Here is a 15328-nt window from a genome sequence, read left to right on the forward strand (position 1 = left end):
TTGAAGAAGGCACTGGTTTCATACAACACCGTATTCACGCTTCGGGCATTCGCCCTCGGTCCGGACAGGGCATAAAACCTTAACCAAGAGGTGACTGTATGCGTTTATCAGCCATTTTCGATGAGCAGAAAATGTATAGATACAGCCTTACGCGTGAATGGGATACCGGGCTGCCGAGACTCTTATATATCATGTTAAATCCAAGCACTGCAAGTGAGGTTACTGAGGATCAAACTTCTAAGCAGTGTTTGTTTTTTGCAAAGAAATTGGGATTCGGCTCGTTTGAAGTCGTTAATTTATTTAGTTTCATTTCAACAAATCCCCAGAAATTAATAGAATCCATGGATCCAATTGGCAAGGATAATGATAAACATATCATCGAAGCTGCGGCAAGATCAGAAACGATCGTAGCTGCTTGGGGCGAAAAACATTTTCTAAATAAGCGAAATCAAGTTGTTATGGATATGTTGCAGCAGAATGGTTTTGAACTTTTTTGTTTGATGAAAACAAAGTCTGGCCACCCCAGGCATCCATCAAGATTAAAGCATGATATTCGTGAGTTGATACCTCTATTTTAAAGGACAAGATAGTGGAAATGATATTATAGTTTACATGCATGACGGAAAGGTTGTCCCTGCGGCAGCAGCTTAACTTAGGAATTAAGGGTGGGAAGAGCAATGACGGTAAAACAATCTATCGCGTTCATTGGCCAAGAACTTTCACTAACCTTGAACACTTACGATGAATGGTTTGATTTACGTTCAGATATGCTTAGCTACAAACCGCATGAAGGCTGGAGCATTGAACAAATCCTCGAGCATGTTACATTAACGAATTACTTTCTATTAATTTTGATTCGTAAGGGGAAGAAGAAGGCTCTAGACCTTGCGGCCAAAGCGGATCTCGCGCATGCCGTTGCCAACTACCCTGATAATTTAGTTGATTTGGATAAGATTGCAGCACACAAGTCTTTCAAATGGATCAGACCCGAACACATGGAACCGACCGGTGAGAAGACATTAAGTGAAGTGAAAGCGTTATTGCAGGAGCAGATCCATGAATGCATAGAAATACTGAAAGACATCCCCAACGGCGAAGGGATTTTGTATAAAACGACCATGACGGTCAATAATCTGGGAAAGATTGATGTCTATCAATATATTTATTTCTTATGCCTGCATGCCAAACGCCATATTACTCAGATGCAAAGCGTGAAGGATGAGTTTAGTGAGAGTGAGCGGGGGAATAGATAATCGTGTTTTACCGCATAGGCGAAGTGCAGGACTTTGATCGATTAGAGTGGTCGTGGGGCAAATATAACGATACTAAAATAAAATATATGGAAGCTGTCCAAGCGGGTACGCAGGAGTTATGGGTGTGTGAGTCAGAAGACGGCAAGCTAGTTGGTGAATTACAGCTCGTGTTCGATTCACCGGATCCCGATCAGGCAAACGGAATCAATCGGGCCTATTTATGTGCATTTAGAGTCCATCCGGCCTATCAGGGCAAGGGAATTGGAAGCCGTTTAATGGAGCGTGTTTTCGAACGGGCGATCGAGAAAGGGTGTACGGAGCTCACGATCGGCGTCGAATTGGATGAAGAACAGTTAATCAAGATGTATAACCATTGGGGATTCATAGAAGCTATTAAAATAAAAGAAATTGATCATCATGATTTCACTTCGGAAGGCGGCTTCAAGCAAGTCAAGCCGTTTACGCTGTATAAGAAGGTAGTATAGGAGGGAACGACATGGAAGCTTTCGCAGCCTATCTAGCAAGCATTGATAACCCGGAACATCAGGCTCGAACGGAAGAGGTTTTGGCTTGGGTAGCCGAACAATTCCCCCAACTCGAACCTAAGATTGCATGGAATCAGCCGATGTTTACCGACCACGGCACGTTTATCATTGGCTTCAGCGTAGCCAAGAAACATTTGGCTGTTGCCCCTGAGAAGGCAGGAATGATCCGGTTCGCGGATGACATTGAGCAGGCTGGTTTCGGCCACACCAAGGAGCTGGTACGCTTCACTTGGGATCGTCCGGTTGATTTCGCATTACTCGGGAAAATGATCGCGTATAATATCGCGGATAAGGCGGACTGTTCAACGTTTTGGCGGAAATAACAGCGGCTGGTTGTATGCCTAAGGAGACATCAATGAACGAAGACAAGGCTCTTAATCCCCGAAAGGAACGAACCGCTGCCTGCTAAGCGCAGCTAAGTTCGTCCCAGTAACTGGCCCAAGGCCTCTTTCAATGTCGCATACCGAAACTTGAATCCGTGTTCCAGCGCTTTGCGCGGAATGGCTCTGGATCCTTCGAGCAGCAGGAAGGAGAGCTCGCCAAGCGCCGTCTTCAAGAGAAAAGGCGGCAGCGGAAACCAATGCGGTCTTCCGGCTGCTTTGCCGATTGCCCGTCCGAAGTCATCGTTGGTCGCCGGCTCGGGCGCGCAGGCGTTGACGGGACCTTCGATCTGCGGATTATCGATGCAGAATATAAGCAGACGGACCATATCGTCTTCGTGAATCCACGGAATCCATTGTTTCCCGCTGCCGATCCGGCCGCCCGCGAATAGTCGGTAAGGCATCGCCATCGCCGGGAAGGCGCCGCCTTTCATCCCGAGCACGAGACCGATGCGCACCTTGACGAGGCGGCTCGCGGGAATGCGGTCCGCCGCGGATTCCCACTTCTGCACGACGGAAGCGAGAAAGTCCGTGCCTCGCACGCCGCTCTGTTCGTCATGGGCGACGCTGGCATCCGTTCCGTAAATCGAGATGCCGGACGCGTTCACGACAACCGGCGGTTTATTGGCCAAGGACGCAACGGCCGAAGCGATCGCCTGGGCGGCATCCAGCCGGGATTGCAGAATGGCCTGCTTCCCTTCCGCAGTCCAACGCCGGCTAATGGATTCTCCGGCCAAGTTTACGATGGCGTCGCAGCCATCCAATGCGGCAGGCGTTTCGGCGAGCCGTTTCCACGATACGCAGGAAAGGTTGGGCTTCGTTTCCCGCAGTCTCTCGGACCTCGAGATTACGGTGACTTCGTCCCCGCGGCGCAACAGCGCGTCTACAAGCAAGCTTCCGACATAGCCCGTTCCTCCGGTTACCGCCACTTTCATTCCGATCGCCCCCATTATTCCATCCCTGTAGGATCTCAATTGCTTCAATGGTACAACAAAAGCCGCCTTAAGGGGCGGCTTATTTATTCAATAAATGCGAGTACGGTTTGTAATCGATCTGTTCTCTTTCCAGAAACGTGATCAGGCTGCGGTAATCGCGTTTCGGCGTTGCCCGAATATAGCCTTCGATACAGTGGTTGCGCGACACTTCGTCAGCTCCGCCTTCAACCGCCACTTGCGCGATTTTGGCTGCGATCGAATGTCTGGCAATATCGCGGAAAGCGCCTGGAACCGGCGCGACGAGCTTCTCCAGAAACTGCTTGGAGTCCTCGGGCCACATGCCGCGGCTGCGCTCCACCCAATAATTCTGCCAGTCCAGCTTGGACTTGCCGTCCCGCTGCGGGAGCACCTTCAGGAATTTGCGGAACATGAAGTATCCGCCGATCGACATGAAGACGATCATGACAACCGCCCAAAACAATATGAAATACATGAACCAATCCGGAGCCATCGTAATCCTTCACCTCTTGCCGCGCATTATGCCTCATCCAAACGAGAAATCTTTCCTATTATAAGCCAAGCAGCGCACTTCTCGCAACAGAAGGGAAAATCCGTAACCTAGATTTATTCCGCCATTCCTTGTAAAATAGGAAGGACAAGCGTTTAACTGCGACCTGCATCCTGCAGAAGTCCGTCGTATAAACGAAAGGAGCGAAATTCATCCCATGTTGAAAATCGGTTCGCATGTTTCATTTTCCGATAAAGGGCTGCTTACCGCAGCGAACGAGGCCGTATCTTACGGCTCCAGCACATTCATGATCTATACCGGTGCGCCGCAGAATACGCGCCGCAAGCCAATGGAAGACCTGTATATTCCGGAAGGCAAGGCAGCAATGAGCGAGGCGGGGATCGACGAAATCGTCGTGCATGCTCCGTATATTGTTAACCTCGGTTCCTATAAAGAAGACACGTTCGAGCTGGCGGTACGATTCCTGCAAGAGGAAATCCGCCGCACGGATGCGATCGGCGTTCGCAATATCGTGCTGCATCCGGGCGCGTACACGGACAAAGACGCGGAATTCGGCATTGCCCGGATCGCCGAAGGTCTGAACGAAGTGCTGAACGGCACGAAAGAAACGAATGTCAACATCGCGCTTGAAACGATGGCGGGCAAAGGAACGGAAATCGGCCGCAGCTTCGAGGAAATCGCGTCCATCATCGATAAAGTCAGCTCCAACGACAGACTGACCGTCTGCATGGATACCTGCCATATGCATGATGCCGGCTATGACCTCGTCAATGACCTTGACGGCGTATTGAACGAATTCGACCGGATCGTCGGCTTGAACCGCGTGGCGATCGTGCATGTCAACGACAGCAAGAACCCGCGCGGCGCCGGCAAAGACCGCCATGCTCCGATCGGAGCGGGCTGGATCGGCCACGACGCTATCCGCAATATCGTCCATCACGAGGCGCTCAAGGGCCGTCCGTTCATTCTCGAGACGCCGTGGATCGGCCAAGAAGACAAGACGCAGCGCCCGATGTACGAAGCGGAAATCGCTTTGCTTCGCGGAGACGCGTCTACCCGTTTCGGCGGCCAGTTCCTGGACGACGTCGAACGGCTGCACCACTTCTTCAGCAAGCAGGACATCGACCATCGCCAGTTCGTGCTGAACGTATGGGACGTGCTGAAGAACGATGCCAAAGCGAAGAAAGCCGATCCGCGCGAGCCGATGGACCGCTTGTACGACCTCGTTGCCGAGCATCGCGTGCTGCCCGATCTCTCGGAAGAAGCGGTCAACCAGCGCATTACGGCCTGGTTCGCAGGCAAGACGCTGCTCGTAAACGCGTAAGACCGGCTTCGGCCAACGCTAGTTCTATCATTTGTTGACGGAAGGAAGACAATTTTCATATGCAAAATAATGATCAAATCCAGCAGTCCTCGCAGCGGCCGGACAAGTCCGGCCGCGCGCGAATGCTGATATCCTGCCCGGACCGCAACGGAATCGTTGCGGCCGTGTCGCAGTTTCTCTACGAACACGGCGCGAACATCGTGCAATCGGATCAATACACGCTGAACCCGGGCGGCGGCATGTTCTTCATTCGCTTTGAATTCGATCTGGGCGACCTGGAGCGCGAGCTTCCGGTGCTTCAAGAGGATTTCACCCGCGTGGCGGACCGTTTCGAGATGAAATGGCATACGTTCCGCGCGAGCCGCAAGAAGCGTCTCGCAATATTCGTATCCAAGGAAGACCACTGCCTGCTAGAGTTGCTCTGGCAATGGCAGGCGGGCGACCTGGACGCGGAAATCGCGATGGTCGTGAGCAACCATCCCGATATGAGAGGGCTTGTCGAATCGTTCGGCATTCCGTTCCATCATATCCCGGTTACGCCGGATACGAAGGCCGAAGCCGAGAAGCAGCAGCTTGAGGCCGTAACGGGCAAAGCGGACATTATCGTTCTGGCGCGGTACATGCAAATCATCTCGCCTAAATTCATCGAGCAGTTCCCGAACCGGATTATTAACATTCATCATTCCTTCTTGCCGGCGTTCGTCGGCGGCAAGCCATATGCGCAAGCTTATCAGCGCGGCGTCAAAATCATCGGCGCAACGGCGCATTACGTGACGGAGGAGCTCGACGGCGGTCCCATCATCGAGCAGGACGTCCAGCGCGTCAGCCACCGCGACGATGTCGACAATCTCAAACGGATCGGCCGCACCATCGAACGCGTCGTGCTTGCGCGCGCCGTGAAGTGGCATGTGGAAGACCGGATCCTCGTTCACCAGAACAAGACGGTCGTGTTTAACTAATTGCATAATCGCAACGCAGGCTTCATTGCCAAAAGCGCGTCAGCCGGGTTTTCCCGAAGCTGGCGCGTTTTTTTGCGTGCGCGATCGGAACTCTTGGATGGATAATTGGAAGGTCGTTCCATGGGGAGCGGGCTTTTCTGGGAAAGTACCGTTTTAACCGCGTCCGGTCTGCCGCGTGAGGAGATTTATTGTCGAATTTACGGACAGCGAAGCGATTAGGATGGAAATGGCGAAGTGGTAGTGGTACAATATTTCAAAGCCAGTGCGGGAAATCCGCCGTTAGAACACATAGAGAGAACCAATGCAGTACCCATTGCGATTTAGGAGGAGTTTACGTAATGACAGTTACTCAGAAATCCATCGACCAGCTTTCCATCGACACCATTCGCACGCTTGCGATTGATTCGATCGAGAAAGCCAATTCCGGCCACCCGGGCATGCCAATGGGAGCCGCTCCGATGGGCTATCAATTGTTCGCGAAAACAATGAACCACAATCCATCCAATCCGACTTGGATCAATCGCGACCGCTTCGTGCTTTCCGCAGGTCATGGTTCCATGCTGCTGTACAGCCTGCTTCACCTGTCGGGCTACGATCTTCCGATCGAAGAGCTGCAAAACTTCCGTCAATGGGGATCGCTGACACCGGGTCACCCGGAGTTCGGCCACACGGCCGGCGTAGACGCAACGACAGGCCCGCTTGGACAAGGGGTAGCAATGGCAGTCGGCATGGCAATGGCTGAAGCGCACCTCGGCGCGACTTACAATAAACAAGACCTGAATATTATCGATCACTTTACGTTCGCGATCTGCGGCGACGGCGACCTGATGGAAGGCGTGGCAAGCGAAGCGGCTTCGCTCGCGGCTCACCTGAAGCTCGGCAAACTCGTCGTGCTGTATGATTCCAACGATATCTCGCTCGACGGCGAGCTGAACCTGTCGTTCTCCGAGAACGTGCAAGGCCGTTTCGAAGCTTACGGCTGGCAAGTGCTGCGCGTAGAAGACGGCAACGATCTGAACGCGCTGGCGAAAGCGGTAGCGGCGGCACAAGCCGACCTCAGCAAACCGACGCTGATCGAAGTGAAGACGACGATCGGTTACGGCAGCCCGAACAAAGGCGGCAAAGGCGGCCACCTCGGCACGCACGGCAGCCCGCTTGGCGCTGACGAGACGGTATTGACGAAGCAGTTCTACGGCTGGGATAACGAAGCTTTCCACGTGCCGGCTGAAGTCAGCGCGCACTTCGCCGACGTGAAAGCAAACGGCGAGAAAGCCAACGCGGCATGGGATGCGCTCTTCGCTTCTTACAAATCCGCTCATCCTGAATTGGCGGCTCAATTCGAGACGGCGATCAGCGGCAACCTGCCTGAGGGCTGGGACAAAGATCTGCCGGCTTACACGCCTGCAGACAAAGCATTGTCGACGCGCGTTGCATCCGGTAACGCTCTGAACGGCTTGGCGAAGAACATTCCGAACCTGATCGGCGGTTCCGCTGACCTTGAGAGCTCCACGATGACGCATCTGAAAGGCTTGCCTGTCTTCAAGCCAGGCAGCTACGAAGGCCGCAACGTATACTTCGGCGTTCGCGAATTCGCGATGGCCGCAGCCGTTAACGGCATGAGCCTGCACGGCGGCGTGAAGCCTTACGGCGCAACGTTCTTCGTATTCACGGATTACCTGCGTCCGGCAGTACGTCTGTCCGCGCTGATGAAACAGCCGGTCGTGTTCGTGCTGACGCATGACAGTATCGCAGTCGGCGAAGACGGCCCTACGCATGAGCCGATCGAGCAATTGGCTTCCCTGCGCATCATCCCGCAGCTGACGGTTATCCGTCCAGCGGATGCGAACGAAACGTCGTCGGCATGGGCATACGCGTTGTCGAACGCAGACCAACCGGTAGCGTTGGTGCTGACTCGCCAAAACCTGCCGGTGCTGGAAGGCACGAACGAAAACTCTCGCGAAGGCATCGTCAAAGGCGCGTATGTCGTTGCTGACGCAGCAAACGGCAAACCGCAGGCACAGCTGATCGCGACGGGTTCCGAAGTTCAATTGGCGGTTGCCGCTCAGAAAGCACTCGCGGCGGAAGGCATCGACGTTCGCGTCATCAGCATGCCAAGCTTCGACCTGTTCGAGCGTCAATCGAAAGCTTACAAAGACTCCGTCATTCTGCCGGAAGTCAAAGCGCGCCTCGCGATCGAAATGGCTTCGCCGTTCGGCTGGGAACGCTATGTCGGCGATCAAGGCGCCGTGCTCGGGATCAATACGTTCGGCGCATCCGCGAAAGGCGACCGCGTCATCGCGGAATACGGCTTCACGGTCGAGAACGTCGTCAGCAAAGTGAAAGCATTGCTGTAGTCCCCGTTCGAAGCTCGCCCGTTAACCGCGGGGCTTACGTCGCTTGCCAGATAAGCGTTCGTGAGCCCCGCTTTGCATAGCAATCATTCATACGCAGAGGAGATTATGCCCTTATGTCCCAGTACGAGAACGTAACCGTAATCAAGAAAGCTAACCTTTACTTCGACGGCAAAGTATCCAGCCGCACCGTTCTGTTCGCGGACGGCACGAAAAAAACGCTTGGCATCATGCTGCCAGGCGAATATGAATTCGGCACGGATGCCAAAGAAATCATGGAAATCCTCGCAGGCGACCTGAAAGTACTGCTTCCGGGCGACTCCGAATGGATCAGCATTTCCGGCGAAGGCGAGTTCACCGTTCCGGCTAACTCCAAATTCAAGCTGCAAGTCGCTTCCATCACGGACTACGCTTGCTCTTACATCCAAGAATAAGCGACCGGTCAAACGGTCGACCGATCACAAACGGTAAAACGGTACAAAGATAAAGGTAAAACAAAGGCTGCTCCACCTCGCCGCGCATGCGGTAGGTGAAGCAGCCTTTTTGTTGCGCTTGGGGCATCGGGCCGCCGATTTAGTCGGCCGTGATGATCTGCTTGTTGATGTAATCTTCCAGCTGCAGGCGCTGGTACGGCGCGAGGCCTGCCAGCATGCAGCCGTAGCGGAACCCGTCGCCGCTCGGCTCGATGCGAATGATGCGGCCCGTGACCGGAGGCAGCGCGGCATCCTGCGGGAAGTAGATGACGACGAACATATCGCGCTCGAGCGGAGCGTTCGAAATAATTTGCAACCCGCTGTCCGAGAGATCGCGCAGCGTGCAGTCGATCAGCTGGCCCGTGAAATTGCCTTCTTGTTCCCATTGGTACACGGACATTTTCAGCGGCACGTTTATCGCGAGGCGCTCGCTGCGTCTGCGGTCGCCGAATTTCGCGGACGATGTCTTCTGGTCCGTCGCTGCGGCAGGTTCGGCGCTCGCTGCAGCCGTGAAATCTTCCGCATCGCTGTAGTTCGTGATGCGTTTATTGATCCACTGCTCGTAGCTGTGCGCCAGCGCGGAGAGGTCGAAATCGCCGAAGCCCATGGAATCGCCGATCTGGTACAGGCTCTTGACCGTCTCGAGAATCGGCGTCGGCGTCTTCAGCTCATCCGACATCTGCGAAGCGAGGCGCAAGTCCTTCAGCATGAGCGCGAGCGAGAACTGGACGCTGAAGTCGCGCTCCAGGAACTTGGGCGTCTTCAGCTCGGCCATCTTGCTCGCCGCGCCGCCGGACTGTACGAGCTCCAAGAACGATTTCGCATCGATGCCTCCGCTTGCGGCGATCGCCATTCCTTCCACGAGCCCGGCAACGTTGATGCCGACGACCGTGTTATGAGCCAGCTTCGCGGTCGAACCGCTACCGCCTGGACCCATCGGGATGATTTTGCGGCCCATCGCTTGGATGACGTCCTTCACTTTATGCAGCACTTGAATGTCTCCGCCGACCATGAAGGTAAGCGTGCCGCTCTCCGCAGCCGGCTTGCTTCCGGTAACGGGCGCATCGAGGAAATCGCCGAATTTGCCGGCAATGTCTTGATGCAGCTGGCGGGAAAGCGCTGGCGAGATCGTGCTGCTATCTATGATGACGGTCCCCGGCATGAGCGCGCCGAGCAAGCCGTTCTCCCCGTAATAGACCTCGCGGATGGAGTCATCGTTGCTGATCATCGTGATGACGATCTCTGAGGCACGGGCAATGGCCGCGGGCGTTTGCGCTTCATCCGCGCCAAGCTCGACCAGCTTCGCCGCTTTGCCCGGCGTACGGTTGTAAACCGTGACCGGATAGCCCTTCCGCAACAAGTTGGCGGCCATAGGTTCGCCCATGACGCCTAAACCGATAAAACCGATTTTGAACATGACTGACATCTCCTTTAGTTTTCCGTTATGTAGCTGCGTCCATTTTATCATAATTTTCGGACAAGCTGTATTCGCGCCGCCATTCCCTTGTATTTGCCTATGAAATCCATTATCCTTATCCTGTGTAAAAAGGACTTGTCCGGCGGCGGCTTGCCGCTCGGGTCACTACGTGCGAGTAAAACTTTTAGGAGGTCTTCAAGCAATGAGTAAAGCGGTAAAGTTTGATTACAGCAAAGCGCTTGGCTTCATCGGCCAGCACGAAATCGATAATTTGGCACAACAGGTTCGCACGGCGCACGATCAGCTTCGGGGCGGTACGGGCGCAGGCTCGGATTACCTGGGCTGGATCGATTTGCCTACGAACTACGATAAAGAAGAATTCTCCCGCATCCAGAAAGCGGCCGAGAAAATCAAATCCGACTCCGAAGTGCTCGTTGTCATCGGCATCGGCGGCTCTTACCTCGGCGCGCGCGCGGCGATCGAGATGCTTTCGAACTCTTTCTATAACCTTCTCCCGCAGGAACAGCGCAAAACGCCGCAAATCCTCTTCGCGGGCAACAATATCAGCTCTACATATGTGACGCATTTGCTGCAGCTGTTGGAAGGCCGCGACTGGTCGATCAACGTCATCTCCAAATCCGGCACGACGACCGAGCCGGCGATCGCCTTCCGCGTATTCCGCGAAGCATTGGAAACCAAATACGGCAAAGCCGAAGCGCGCAAACGCATCTACGCGACGACGGACCGCGAGAAAGGCGCGCTCAAGAAGCTGGCAAGCGAAGAAGGCTACGAATCCTTCATCATCCCGGACGACGTAGGCGGACGCTATTCCGTGCTGACGGCTGTCGGCTTGCTGCCGATCGCAGCTGCGGGCATCAACATCGAAGAGATGATGCAAGGCGCTGCGGACGCGTCGGTCGCGTACAACAATCCGGACCTGGCCGAGAACGAAGCGTACCAATACGCAGCGGCTCGCAACGCGCTCTACCGTAAAGGCAAAGCGACGGAAATCCTCGTTAACTACGAGCCTGCCCTTCACTTCGTGTCGGAATGGTGGAAACAGCTGTACGGCGAAAGCGAAGGCAAAGACTACAAAGGTATTTTCCCGGCGGCCGTCGATTTCTCGACCGACCTGCACTCCATGGGACAATTCATCCAAGAGGGCAACCGGAATATCTTCGAAACGGTCATTCAAGTAGAGCAAGTGGCAGAGCAAATCACGATCGCGCACGACGACAGCGATTTGGACGGCCTGAACTTCCTGACGGGCAAAACGATGGACTTCGTGAACAAAAAAGCGTTCGAGGGCACGCTGCTCGCGCACACGGACGGCCAAGTGCCGAACTTCGTGGTGAACATCGCGGACATGAAGCCGTACACGTTCGGCTACCTGGTTTACTTCTTCGAAATCGCCTGCGGCATCAGCGGTTACCTGCTTGGCGTTAACCCGTTCGATCAGCCGGGCGTTGAAGCGTACAAGAAGAACATGTTCGCGCTCCTGGGCAAACCGGGCTACGAGAAGGAGAAAGCCGAGCTGGAAGCTCGCCTTTAATCGAGAGCCATGCTGAACAGCTATCGGACGCTGCGGCAGCAGGGCAGCCAAGAGATCGTCATTAAGAAGTCGCGCTTCATCGGTTACGGCAAGCCCGTCGCTTCCGAAGAAGAAGCGATCGCATTCATCGAAGAGCTGAAGAAGCAGCACTGGAATGCATCGCACAATTGTTCGGCGTATGTCATCGGCGAGCGGGACGAAATCCAGAAGCAGTCGGATGACGGAGAGCCGAGCGGTACGGCGGGCAAACCGATTCTCGAGGTCATGAAGCATCAAGGTCTCAAGAACGTCGTCATCGTCGTGACCCGTTACTTCGGCGGGATCATGCTGGGCGCAGGCGGATTGATTCGCGCTTATACCGACGGTGCCGTTGCGGCGATCGAGGCGGCCGAGGCCATCACGAACGTGCTGCACCGGGAAGTCATCGTAGATGTCGACTATACCTGGTATGGCAAGCTCGAGAACGAGTTCCATGCGCGCGGCGTCCGCATCGGCGGAACGGAGTTTACGGACCGCGTCGTGATTACGTGCCTGCCTGCCGCGCCGGAAGCGGAACGGTTCGCGGCGTGGATAACCGATTTAACGCAAGGACAGGCCGTTCTGATGATCGGCGAAGATAAGTATTATATTGACGGCGAGTAACGCTCCCGCCGTCCACAGGAGCTCCCCAGCGGTCTTATGACAGCCGCTGGGGAGCTTTTTGTTCCTTTCTTGACGCATAATTATTTTCGAGATTCGATAAGCATACCGTGTAAGGAACTTCTGCCTGTCTTCTGAGCAGAAAAGACGGGATTGGCGAAGGATTTAGGATTGACTAGACATCCAGTCGTCTGCTAAAGTGTTAATACCAAGTAATGTAATAGGGATTATAATTTGATTCCAAACCGCGATTCCTCAAGGAAAGCGTCAGGAGGTTATTCAGCTTGAATTTCATAATGCGCGGCCGCTTGTGGAGCTTCGGGTTTCGCAGCACGATCATGCTCTATTTTATTTTACTCGTCGTTTTGCCGATTATAGGCGTCTACTCTCAATCCTTGAAACTGGGCTGGTCGCCGTTCTGGGAAAGCGTGACGGATCAGCTGGCATGGGAAGCCGTGCTGCTGACGATCAAGCTCGCACTCATCTCCACGGTCATTAACGTGCTGCTGGGCACGATGATCGGTTGGGTTCTCATCCGCTACCGGTTTCCGGGGCGACGGCTGTTGAACAGTCTTGTCGATTTGCCTTTTGCGCTGCCGACCGCAGTCGGCGGCTTAATGATATTGCTGCTGCTAGGGCCGAACAGCTTCGTCGGCGGCCTTGCGGATAAGCTGGGTTTTGAAATCGTCTTTCACGAACCGGCCATTATAGTGGCGATGATATTCGTGACGTTTCCGTTCGTCATTCGCGGCGTGCAGCCGCTCTTGGAAGAGTTGGACAAATCCGAGGAGGAAGCTTCCTATACGCTCGGAGCGTCCAAAGCAAGAACGTTCATGCAAGTGATTTTCCCGTCCATGCTTCCGGGAATTATCAGCGGCGCGATGCTGGCCTTCTCTCGCGCGCTGGCGGAATTCGGCGCCGTCGTCCTTGTGGCCGGCAACATTCCGGGCAAGACGCTGATCGCGTCGGTCTATATTTTCGGCGAGATCGAGAGCGATAACGCGCAAGGGGCTGCCGCGGTATCCGTGCTGCTGCTGACGCTGTCCTTCCTCATTCTCGGCGCCGTCAACCTCGTTCAGGCGAGGAGGCAGGGCAAATGAGAAAGTTATGGATCGCGCTCACCTATCTCGTGTTTCTGATTCTATTGGTTGCGCCGCTGGCGAAGATATTCGTCGGCTCATGGGGCGATGGCTGGAGCGGCTTTACGGAATCGCTTACGCGCGCACAGTCCCTTCACGCACTCATGATGACCGGCATTCTGGTCGTCATCGTCACGCTGCTGAATACGCTGTTCGGCGTCATGCTGGCGATTTATCTCGTGCGGGCAACCTGGATGTCGCGCCGGGTCAAAGGGCTGCTCAACAGCATCGTCGACCTTCCGTTCGCGGTATCGCCTGTCATCGGCGGTTTGATGATCGTACTCGTATTGGGACCGAATTCGGTTCTCGGGGCATTCTTCGAAGATATCGGCATTAAAATCGTCTACGCGCTGCCTGGCATGATTCTGGCGACCTTGTTCGTAACGTTCCCGCTGATGGTGCGGGAGGTCATGCCGGTGCTGCAAGAAATCGGCGCGCAGCAGGAAGAAGCGGCCTCTACGCTCGGGGCTTACTCGTGGTATACTTTCTGGAAAGTGACCTGGCCGTCTATCCGCTGGGGCGTGATTTATGGCGTCGTGCTGACGGTCGCCAGAACGCTCGGTGAATTCGGAGCCGTTCTCGTCGTTTCCGGCAATATTATGAACAAGACGCAGACGGCGACAACGCTCGTCTATCAGGATGTCGAGAACTTCAACGTGACGGAAGCGAGCAGCGTGGCGCTGGTGCTGGCCGCTTTCTCCGTCGGATTGCTGCTGCTTATGGAATGGGCCAAGAAGAGAAAGGAAGTGCATTGAACGATGCATATCGAGGTGCGCGGTTTAAATAAACAATTCGGCGATTTCCATGCCGTACGCGAGGTTAGTTTCGATATTGCCAAAGGCAAGCTGATCGGCCTTCTCGGTCCGAGCGGCGGCGGCAAAACGTCGATCCTTCGCATGCTGGCTGGCTTGGAAACGCCGTCGTCGGGCGATATTATCTTCCACGGCAAACGAGTGAACGATTTGCCTCCGCAAGAGCGGGGCATCGGCTTCGTGTTCCAGAACTATGCCTTGTTCAAGCATATGACCGTCTACGACAACGTAGCGTTCGGATTGAAAGTGAAGAAGGAAGCGAAGGACGTCATCCGCGAGCGCGTCATGTCGCTGATCGAGCTGACGGGGCTCAAAGGCTTCGAGCACCGCTATCCGCATCAGCTGTCCGGCGGTCAGCGCCAGCGCGTGGCTTTCGCACGGGCGCTCGCCCCGCAGCCGCAGCTGCTGCTGCTCGACGAGCCGTTCGCGGCGATCGACGCCAAGATTCGCACCGAGCTTCGCACCTGGCTCAAAGAGATGATCGAGCGGCTCGGCATTACGTCGATCTTCGTCACGCATGACCAGGACGAGGCGATCGAAGTGGCGGACGAAATCATGATCATCAACAAAGGGCGCCTGGAACAGAAGGGAACGCCATGGGATATTTACAAAAGCCCGCAGACGCAATTCGTGGCCAGCTTCATCGGCGAATCGACGATCGTCGAGCACGTGGAGCAGCTGAAGGGCTTCGAGGAAGCGGCTAATTGGCCGGGAACGAAAGCGCTGATCCGTCCGGAATATATCGAGATCGGCAAACGCGGGGACTTCCGGATTCCGTCCGCGACCGTCGAAGGCATCGTGCGGCAACTGCATTTCCGCGGCAGCGAATGGATGGTGGAAGTGGAGATCGAAGGCATTAAGCTGATCACGTACCGTTCGCTGGAGAAGGAAGTGCTGACGCCGGGCGAGCCGATCAGCGTCCTCATTCACCGTGCTTACTTATTCAACGACAACGACACCTGGATCATGGAGAACAAGATGAAGGAAGATCCGATGCCGATTTTCATTTAACGTATCGGG

16 protein-coding genes are annotated in these 15328 nt (G+C 54.8%); 13 read left to right on the top strand and 3 right to left on the bottom strand.

All coding sequences use genetic code 11. From position 1 onward, the window contains the following. Nucleotides 1–98 precede the first annotated feature (98 nt). From GZH47_RS22230 to GZH47_RS22245, 4 genes are all read left to right on the top strand, one after another. Nucleotides 99–578, top strand: coding sequence for a DUF1643 domain-containing protein (locus tag GZH47_RS22230; RefSeq protein WP_162643215.1), 480 nt, complete (start codon nucleotides 99–101; stop codon nucleotides 576–578). Between the two features lie 99 nt (nucleotides 579–677). Further along, complete coding sequence (locus GZH47_RS22235; RefSeq protein WP_162643216.1) at nucleotides 678–1253, top strand: DinB family protein; 576 nt, start codon at nucleotides 678–680, stop codon at nucleotides 1251–1253. A gap of 2 nt (nucleotides 1254–1255) precedes the next feature. Next, nucleotides 1256–1738, top strand: coding sequence for a GNAT family N-acetyltransferase (locus GZH47_RS22240; RefSeq protein WP_162643217.1), 483 nt, complete (start codon nucleotides 1256–1258; stop codon nucleotides 1736–1738). Nucleotides 1739–1749: 11 nt separating this feature from the next. Then, nucleotides 1750–2121, top strand: coding sequence for an iron chaperone (locus GZH47_RS22245; RefSeq protein ID WP_162643218.1), 372 nt, complete (start codon nucleotides 1750–1752; stop codon nucleotides 2119–2121). Nucleotides 2122–2213: 92 nt separating this feature from the next. Here the strand turns inward: GZH47_RS22245 and GZH47_RS22250 are convergent, their stop codons facing one another. Further along, entirely contained in the window at nucleotides 2214–3113 is a 900-nt protein-coding gene (locus tag GZH47_RS22250) for a TIGR01777 family oxidoreductase (RefSeq protein ID WP_162643219.1), read from the bottom strand. A gap of 79 nt (nucleotides 3114–3192) precedes the next feature. Then, nucleotides 3193–3624, bottom strand: coding sequence for a DUF2621 family protein (locus tag GZH47_RS22255; RefSeq protein WP_162643220.1), 432 nt, complete (start codon nucleotides 3622–3624; stop codon nucleotides 3193–3195). Between the two features lie 214 nt (nucleotides 3625–3838). Between GZH47_RS22255 and GZH47_RS22260 the strand changes: the two genes are divergently transcribed. From GZH47_RS22260 to ppnP, 4 genes are all read left to right on the top strand, one after another. After that, complete coding sequence (locus GZH47_RS22260) at nucleotides 3839–4966, top strand: deoxyribonuclease IV (RefSeq protein WP_162643221.1); 1128 nt, start codon at nucleotides 3839–3841, stop codon at nucleotides 4964–4966. Between the two features lie 59 nt (nucleotides 4967–5025). Then, entirely contained in the window at nucleotides 5026–5925 is a 900-nt protein-coding gene (purU, locus tag GZH47_RS22265; protein WP_162643222.1) for a formyltetrahydrofolate deformylase, read from the top strand. 338 nt (nucleotides 5926–6263) lie between these two features. Further along, nucleotides 6264–8279, top strand: coding sequence for a transketolase (gene tkt / locus GZH47_RS22270; protein ID WP_162643223.1), 2016 nt, complete (start codon nucleotides 6264–6266; stop codon nucleotides 8277–8279). A gap of 113 nt (nucleotides 8280–8392) precedes the next feature. Further along, nucleotides 8393–8710, top strand: coding sequence for a pyrimidine/purine nucleoside phosphorylase (ppnP, locus tag GZH47_RS22275; RefSeq protein ID WP_162643224.1), 318 nt, complete (start codon nucleotides 8393–8395; stop codon nucleotides 8708–8710). 139 nt (nucleotides 8711–8849) lie between these two features. Here ppnP and GZH47_RS22280 read toward each other — a convergent pair whose 3' ends face one another. Beyond that, the gene (locus GZH47_RS22280) at nucleotides 8850–10166 is read right to left on the bottom strand and encodes an NAD(P)-binding domain-containing protein (protein ID WP_162643225.1); all 1317 of its coding nucleotides are present in this window, start codon (nucleotides 10164–10166) and stop codon (nucleotides 8850–8852) included. A gap of 202 nt (nucleotides 10167–10368) precedes the next feature. On the opposite strand from GZH47_RS22280, the gene GZH47_RS22285 reads away from it, so the two are divergent. The 5 genes from GZH47_RS22285 (at nucleotide 10369) to GZH47_RS22305 (ending at nucleotide 15319) form a co-directional block, all read left to right on the top strand. Continuing rightward, nucleotides 10369–11718 carry a glucose-6-phosphate isomerase gene (locus tag GZH47_RS22285; RefSeq protein ID WP_162643226.1) on the top strand — a complete coding sequence of 450 codons (1350 nt, stop codon included), beginning with the start codon at nucleotides 10369–10371 and terminating at the stop codon, nucleotides 11716–11718. Between the two features lie 9 nt (nucleotides 11719–11727). Continuing rightward, nucleotides 11728–12360 carry a YigZ family protein gene (locus GZH47_RS22290; RefSeq protein WP_162643227.1) on the top strand — a complete coding sequence of 211 codons (633 nt, stop codon included), beginning with the start codon at nucleotides 11728–11730 and terminating at the stop codon, nucleotides 12358–12360. 293 nt (nucleotides 12361–12653) lie between these two features. Further along, nucleotides 12654–13457 carry a sulfate ABC transporter permease subunit CysT gene (gene cysT / locus GZH47_RS22295; protein ID WP_404823820.1) on the top strand — a complete coding sequence of 268 codons (804 nt, stop codon included), beginning with the start codon at nucleotides 12654–12656 and terminating at the stop codon, nucleotides 13455–13457. Beyond that, the gene (locus GZH47_RS22300; protein ID WP_162643230.1) at nucleotides 13454–14251 is read left to right on the top strand and encodes a sulfate ABC transporter permease subunit; all 798 of its coding nucleotides are present in this window, start codon (nucleotides 13454–13456) and stop codon (nucleotides 14249–14251) included. The genes cysT and GZH47_RS22300 overlap by 4 nt, the downstream gene beginning before the upstream one ends. A gap of 3 nt (nucleotides 14252–14254) precedes the next feature. Continuing rightward, the gene (locus tag GZH47_RS22305) at nucleotides 14255–15319 is read left to right on the top strand and encodes a sulfate/molybdate ABC transporter ATP-binding protein (protein WP_162643231.1); all 1065 of its coding nucleotides are present in this window, start codon (nucleotides 14255–14257) and stop codon (nucleotides 15317–15319) included. Nucleotides 15320–15328: the final 9 nt, after the last annotated feature.

Origin of the sequence: Paenibacillus rhizovicinus (assembly GCF_010365285.1) — a bacterium.
Classification (GTDB): Bacteria; Bacillota; Bacilli; order Paenibacillales; family Paenibacillaceae; genus Paenibacillus_Z; species Paenibacillus_Z rhizovicinus.

Bases quoted from the DNA above. Each gene is read 5' to 3' on its own strand.
- GZH47_RS22230 (WP_162643215.1), top strand. From the start codon at position 99: ATGCGTTTATCAGCCATTTTCGATGAGCAGAAAATGTATAGATACAGC.
- GZH47_RS22235 (WP_162643216.1), top strand. From the start codon at position 678: ATGACGGTAAAACAATCTATCGCGTTCATTGGCCAAGAACTTTCACTA.
- GZH47_RS22245 (WP_162643218.1), top strand. From the start codon at position 1,750: ATGGAAGCTTTCGCAGCCTATCTAGCAAGCATTGATAACCCGGAACAT.
- GZH47_RS22250 (WP_162643219.1), bottom strand. From the start codon at position 3,113: ATGAAAGTGGCGGTAACCGGAGGAACGGGCTATGTCGGAAGCTTGCTT.
- GZH47_RS22255 (WP_162643220.1), bottom strand. From the start codon at position 3,624: ATGGCTCCGGATTGGTTCATGTATTTCATATTGTTTTGGGCGGTTGTC.
- GZH47_RS22260 (WP_162643221.1), top strand. From the start codon at position 3,839: ATGTTGAAAATCGGTTCGCATGTTTCATTTTCCGATAAAGGGCTGCTT.
- purU (WP_162643222.1), top strand. From the start codon at position 5,026: ATGCAAAATAATGATCAAATCCAGCAGTCCTCGCAGCGGCCGGACAAG.
- tkt (WP_162643223.1), top strand. From the start codon at position 6,264: ATGACAGTTACTCAGAAATCCATCGACCAGCTTTCCATCGACACCATT.
- ppnP (WP_162643224.1), top strand. From the start codon at position 8,393: ATGTCCCAGTACGAGAACGTAACCGTAATCAAGAAAGCTAACCTTTAC.
- GZH47_RS22280 (WP_162643225.1), bottom strand. From the start codon at position 10,166: ATGTTCAAAATCGGTTTTATCGGTTTAGGCGTCATGGGCGAACCTATG.
- GZH47_RS22285 (WP_162643226.1), top strand. From the start codon at position 10,369: ATGAGTAAAGCGGTAAAGTTTGATTACAGCAAAGCGCTTGGCTTCATC.
- GZH47_RS22290 (WP_162643227.1), top strand. From the start codon at position 11,728: ATGCTGAACAGCTATCGGACGCTGCGGCAGCAGGGCAGCCAAGAGATC.
- cysT (WP_404823820.1), top strand. From the start codon at position 12,654: ATGCGCGGCCGCTTGTGGAGCTTCGGGTTTCGCAGCACGATCATGCTC.
- GZH47_RS22300 (WP_162643230.1), top strand. From the start codon at position 13,454: ATGAGAAAGTTATGGATCGCGCTCACCTATCTCGTGTTTCTGATTCTA.
- GZH47_RS22305 (WP_162643231.1), top strand. From the start codon at position 14,255: ATGCATATCGAGGTGCGCGGTTTAAATAAACAATTCGGCGATTTCCAT.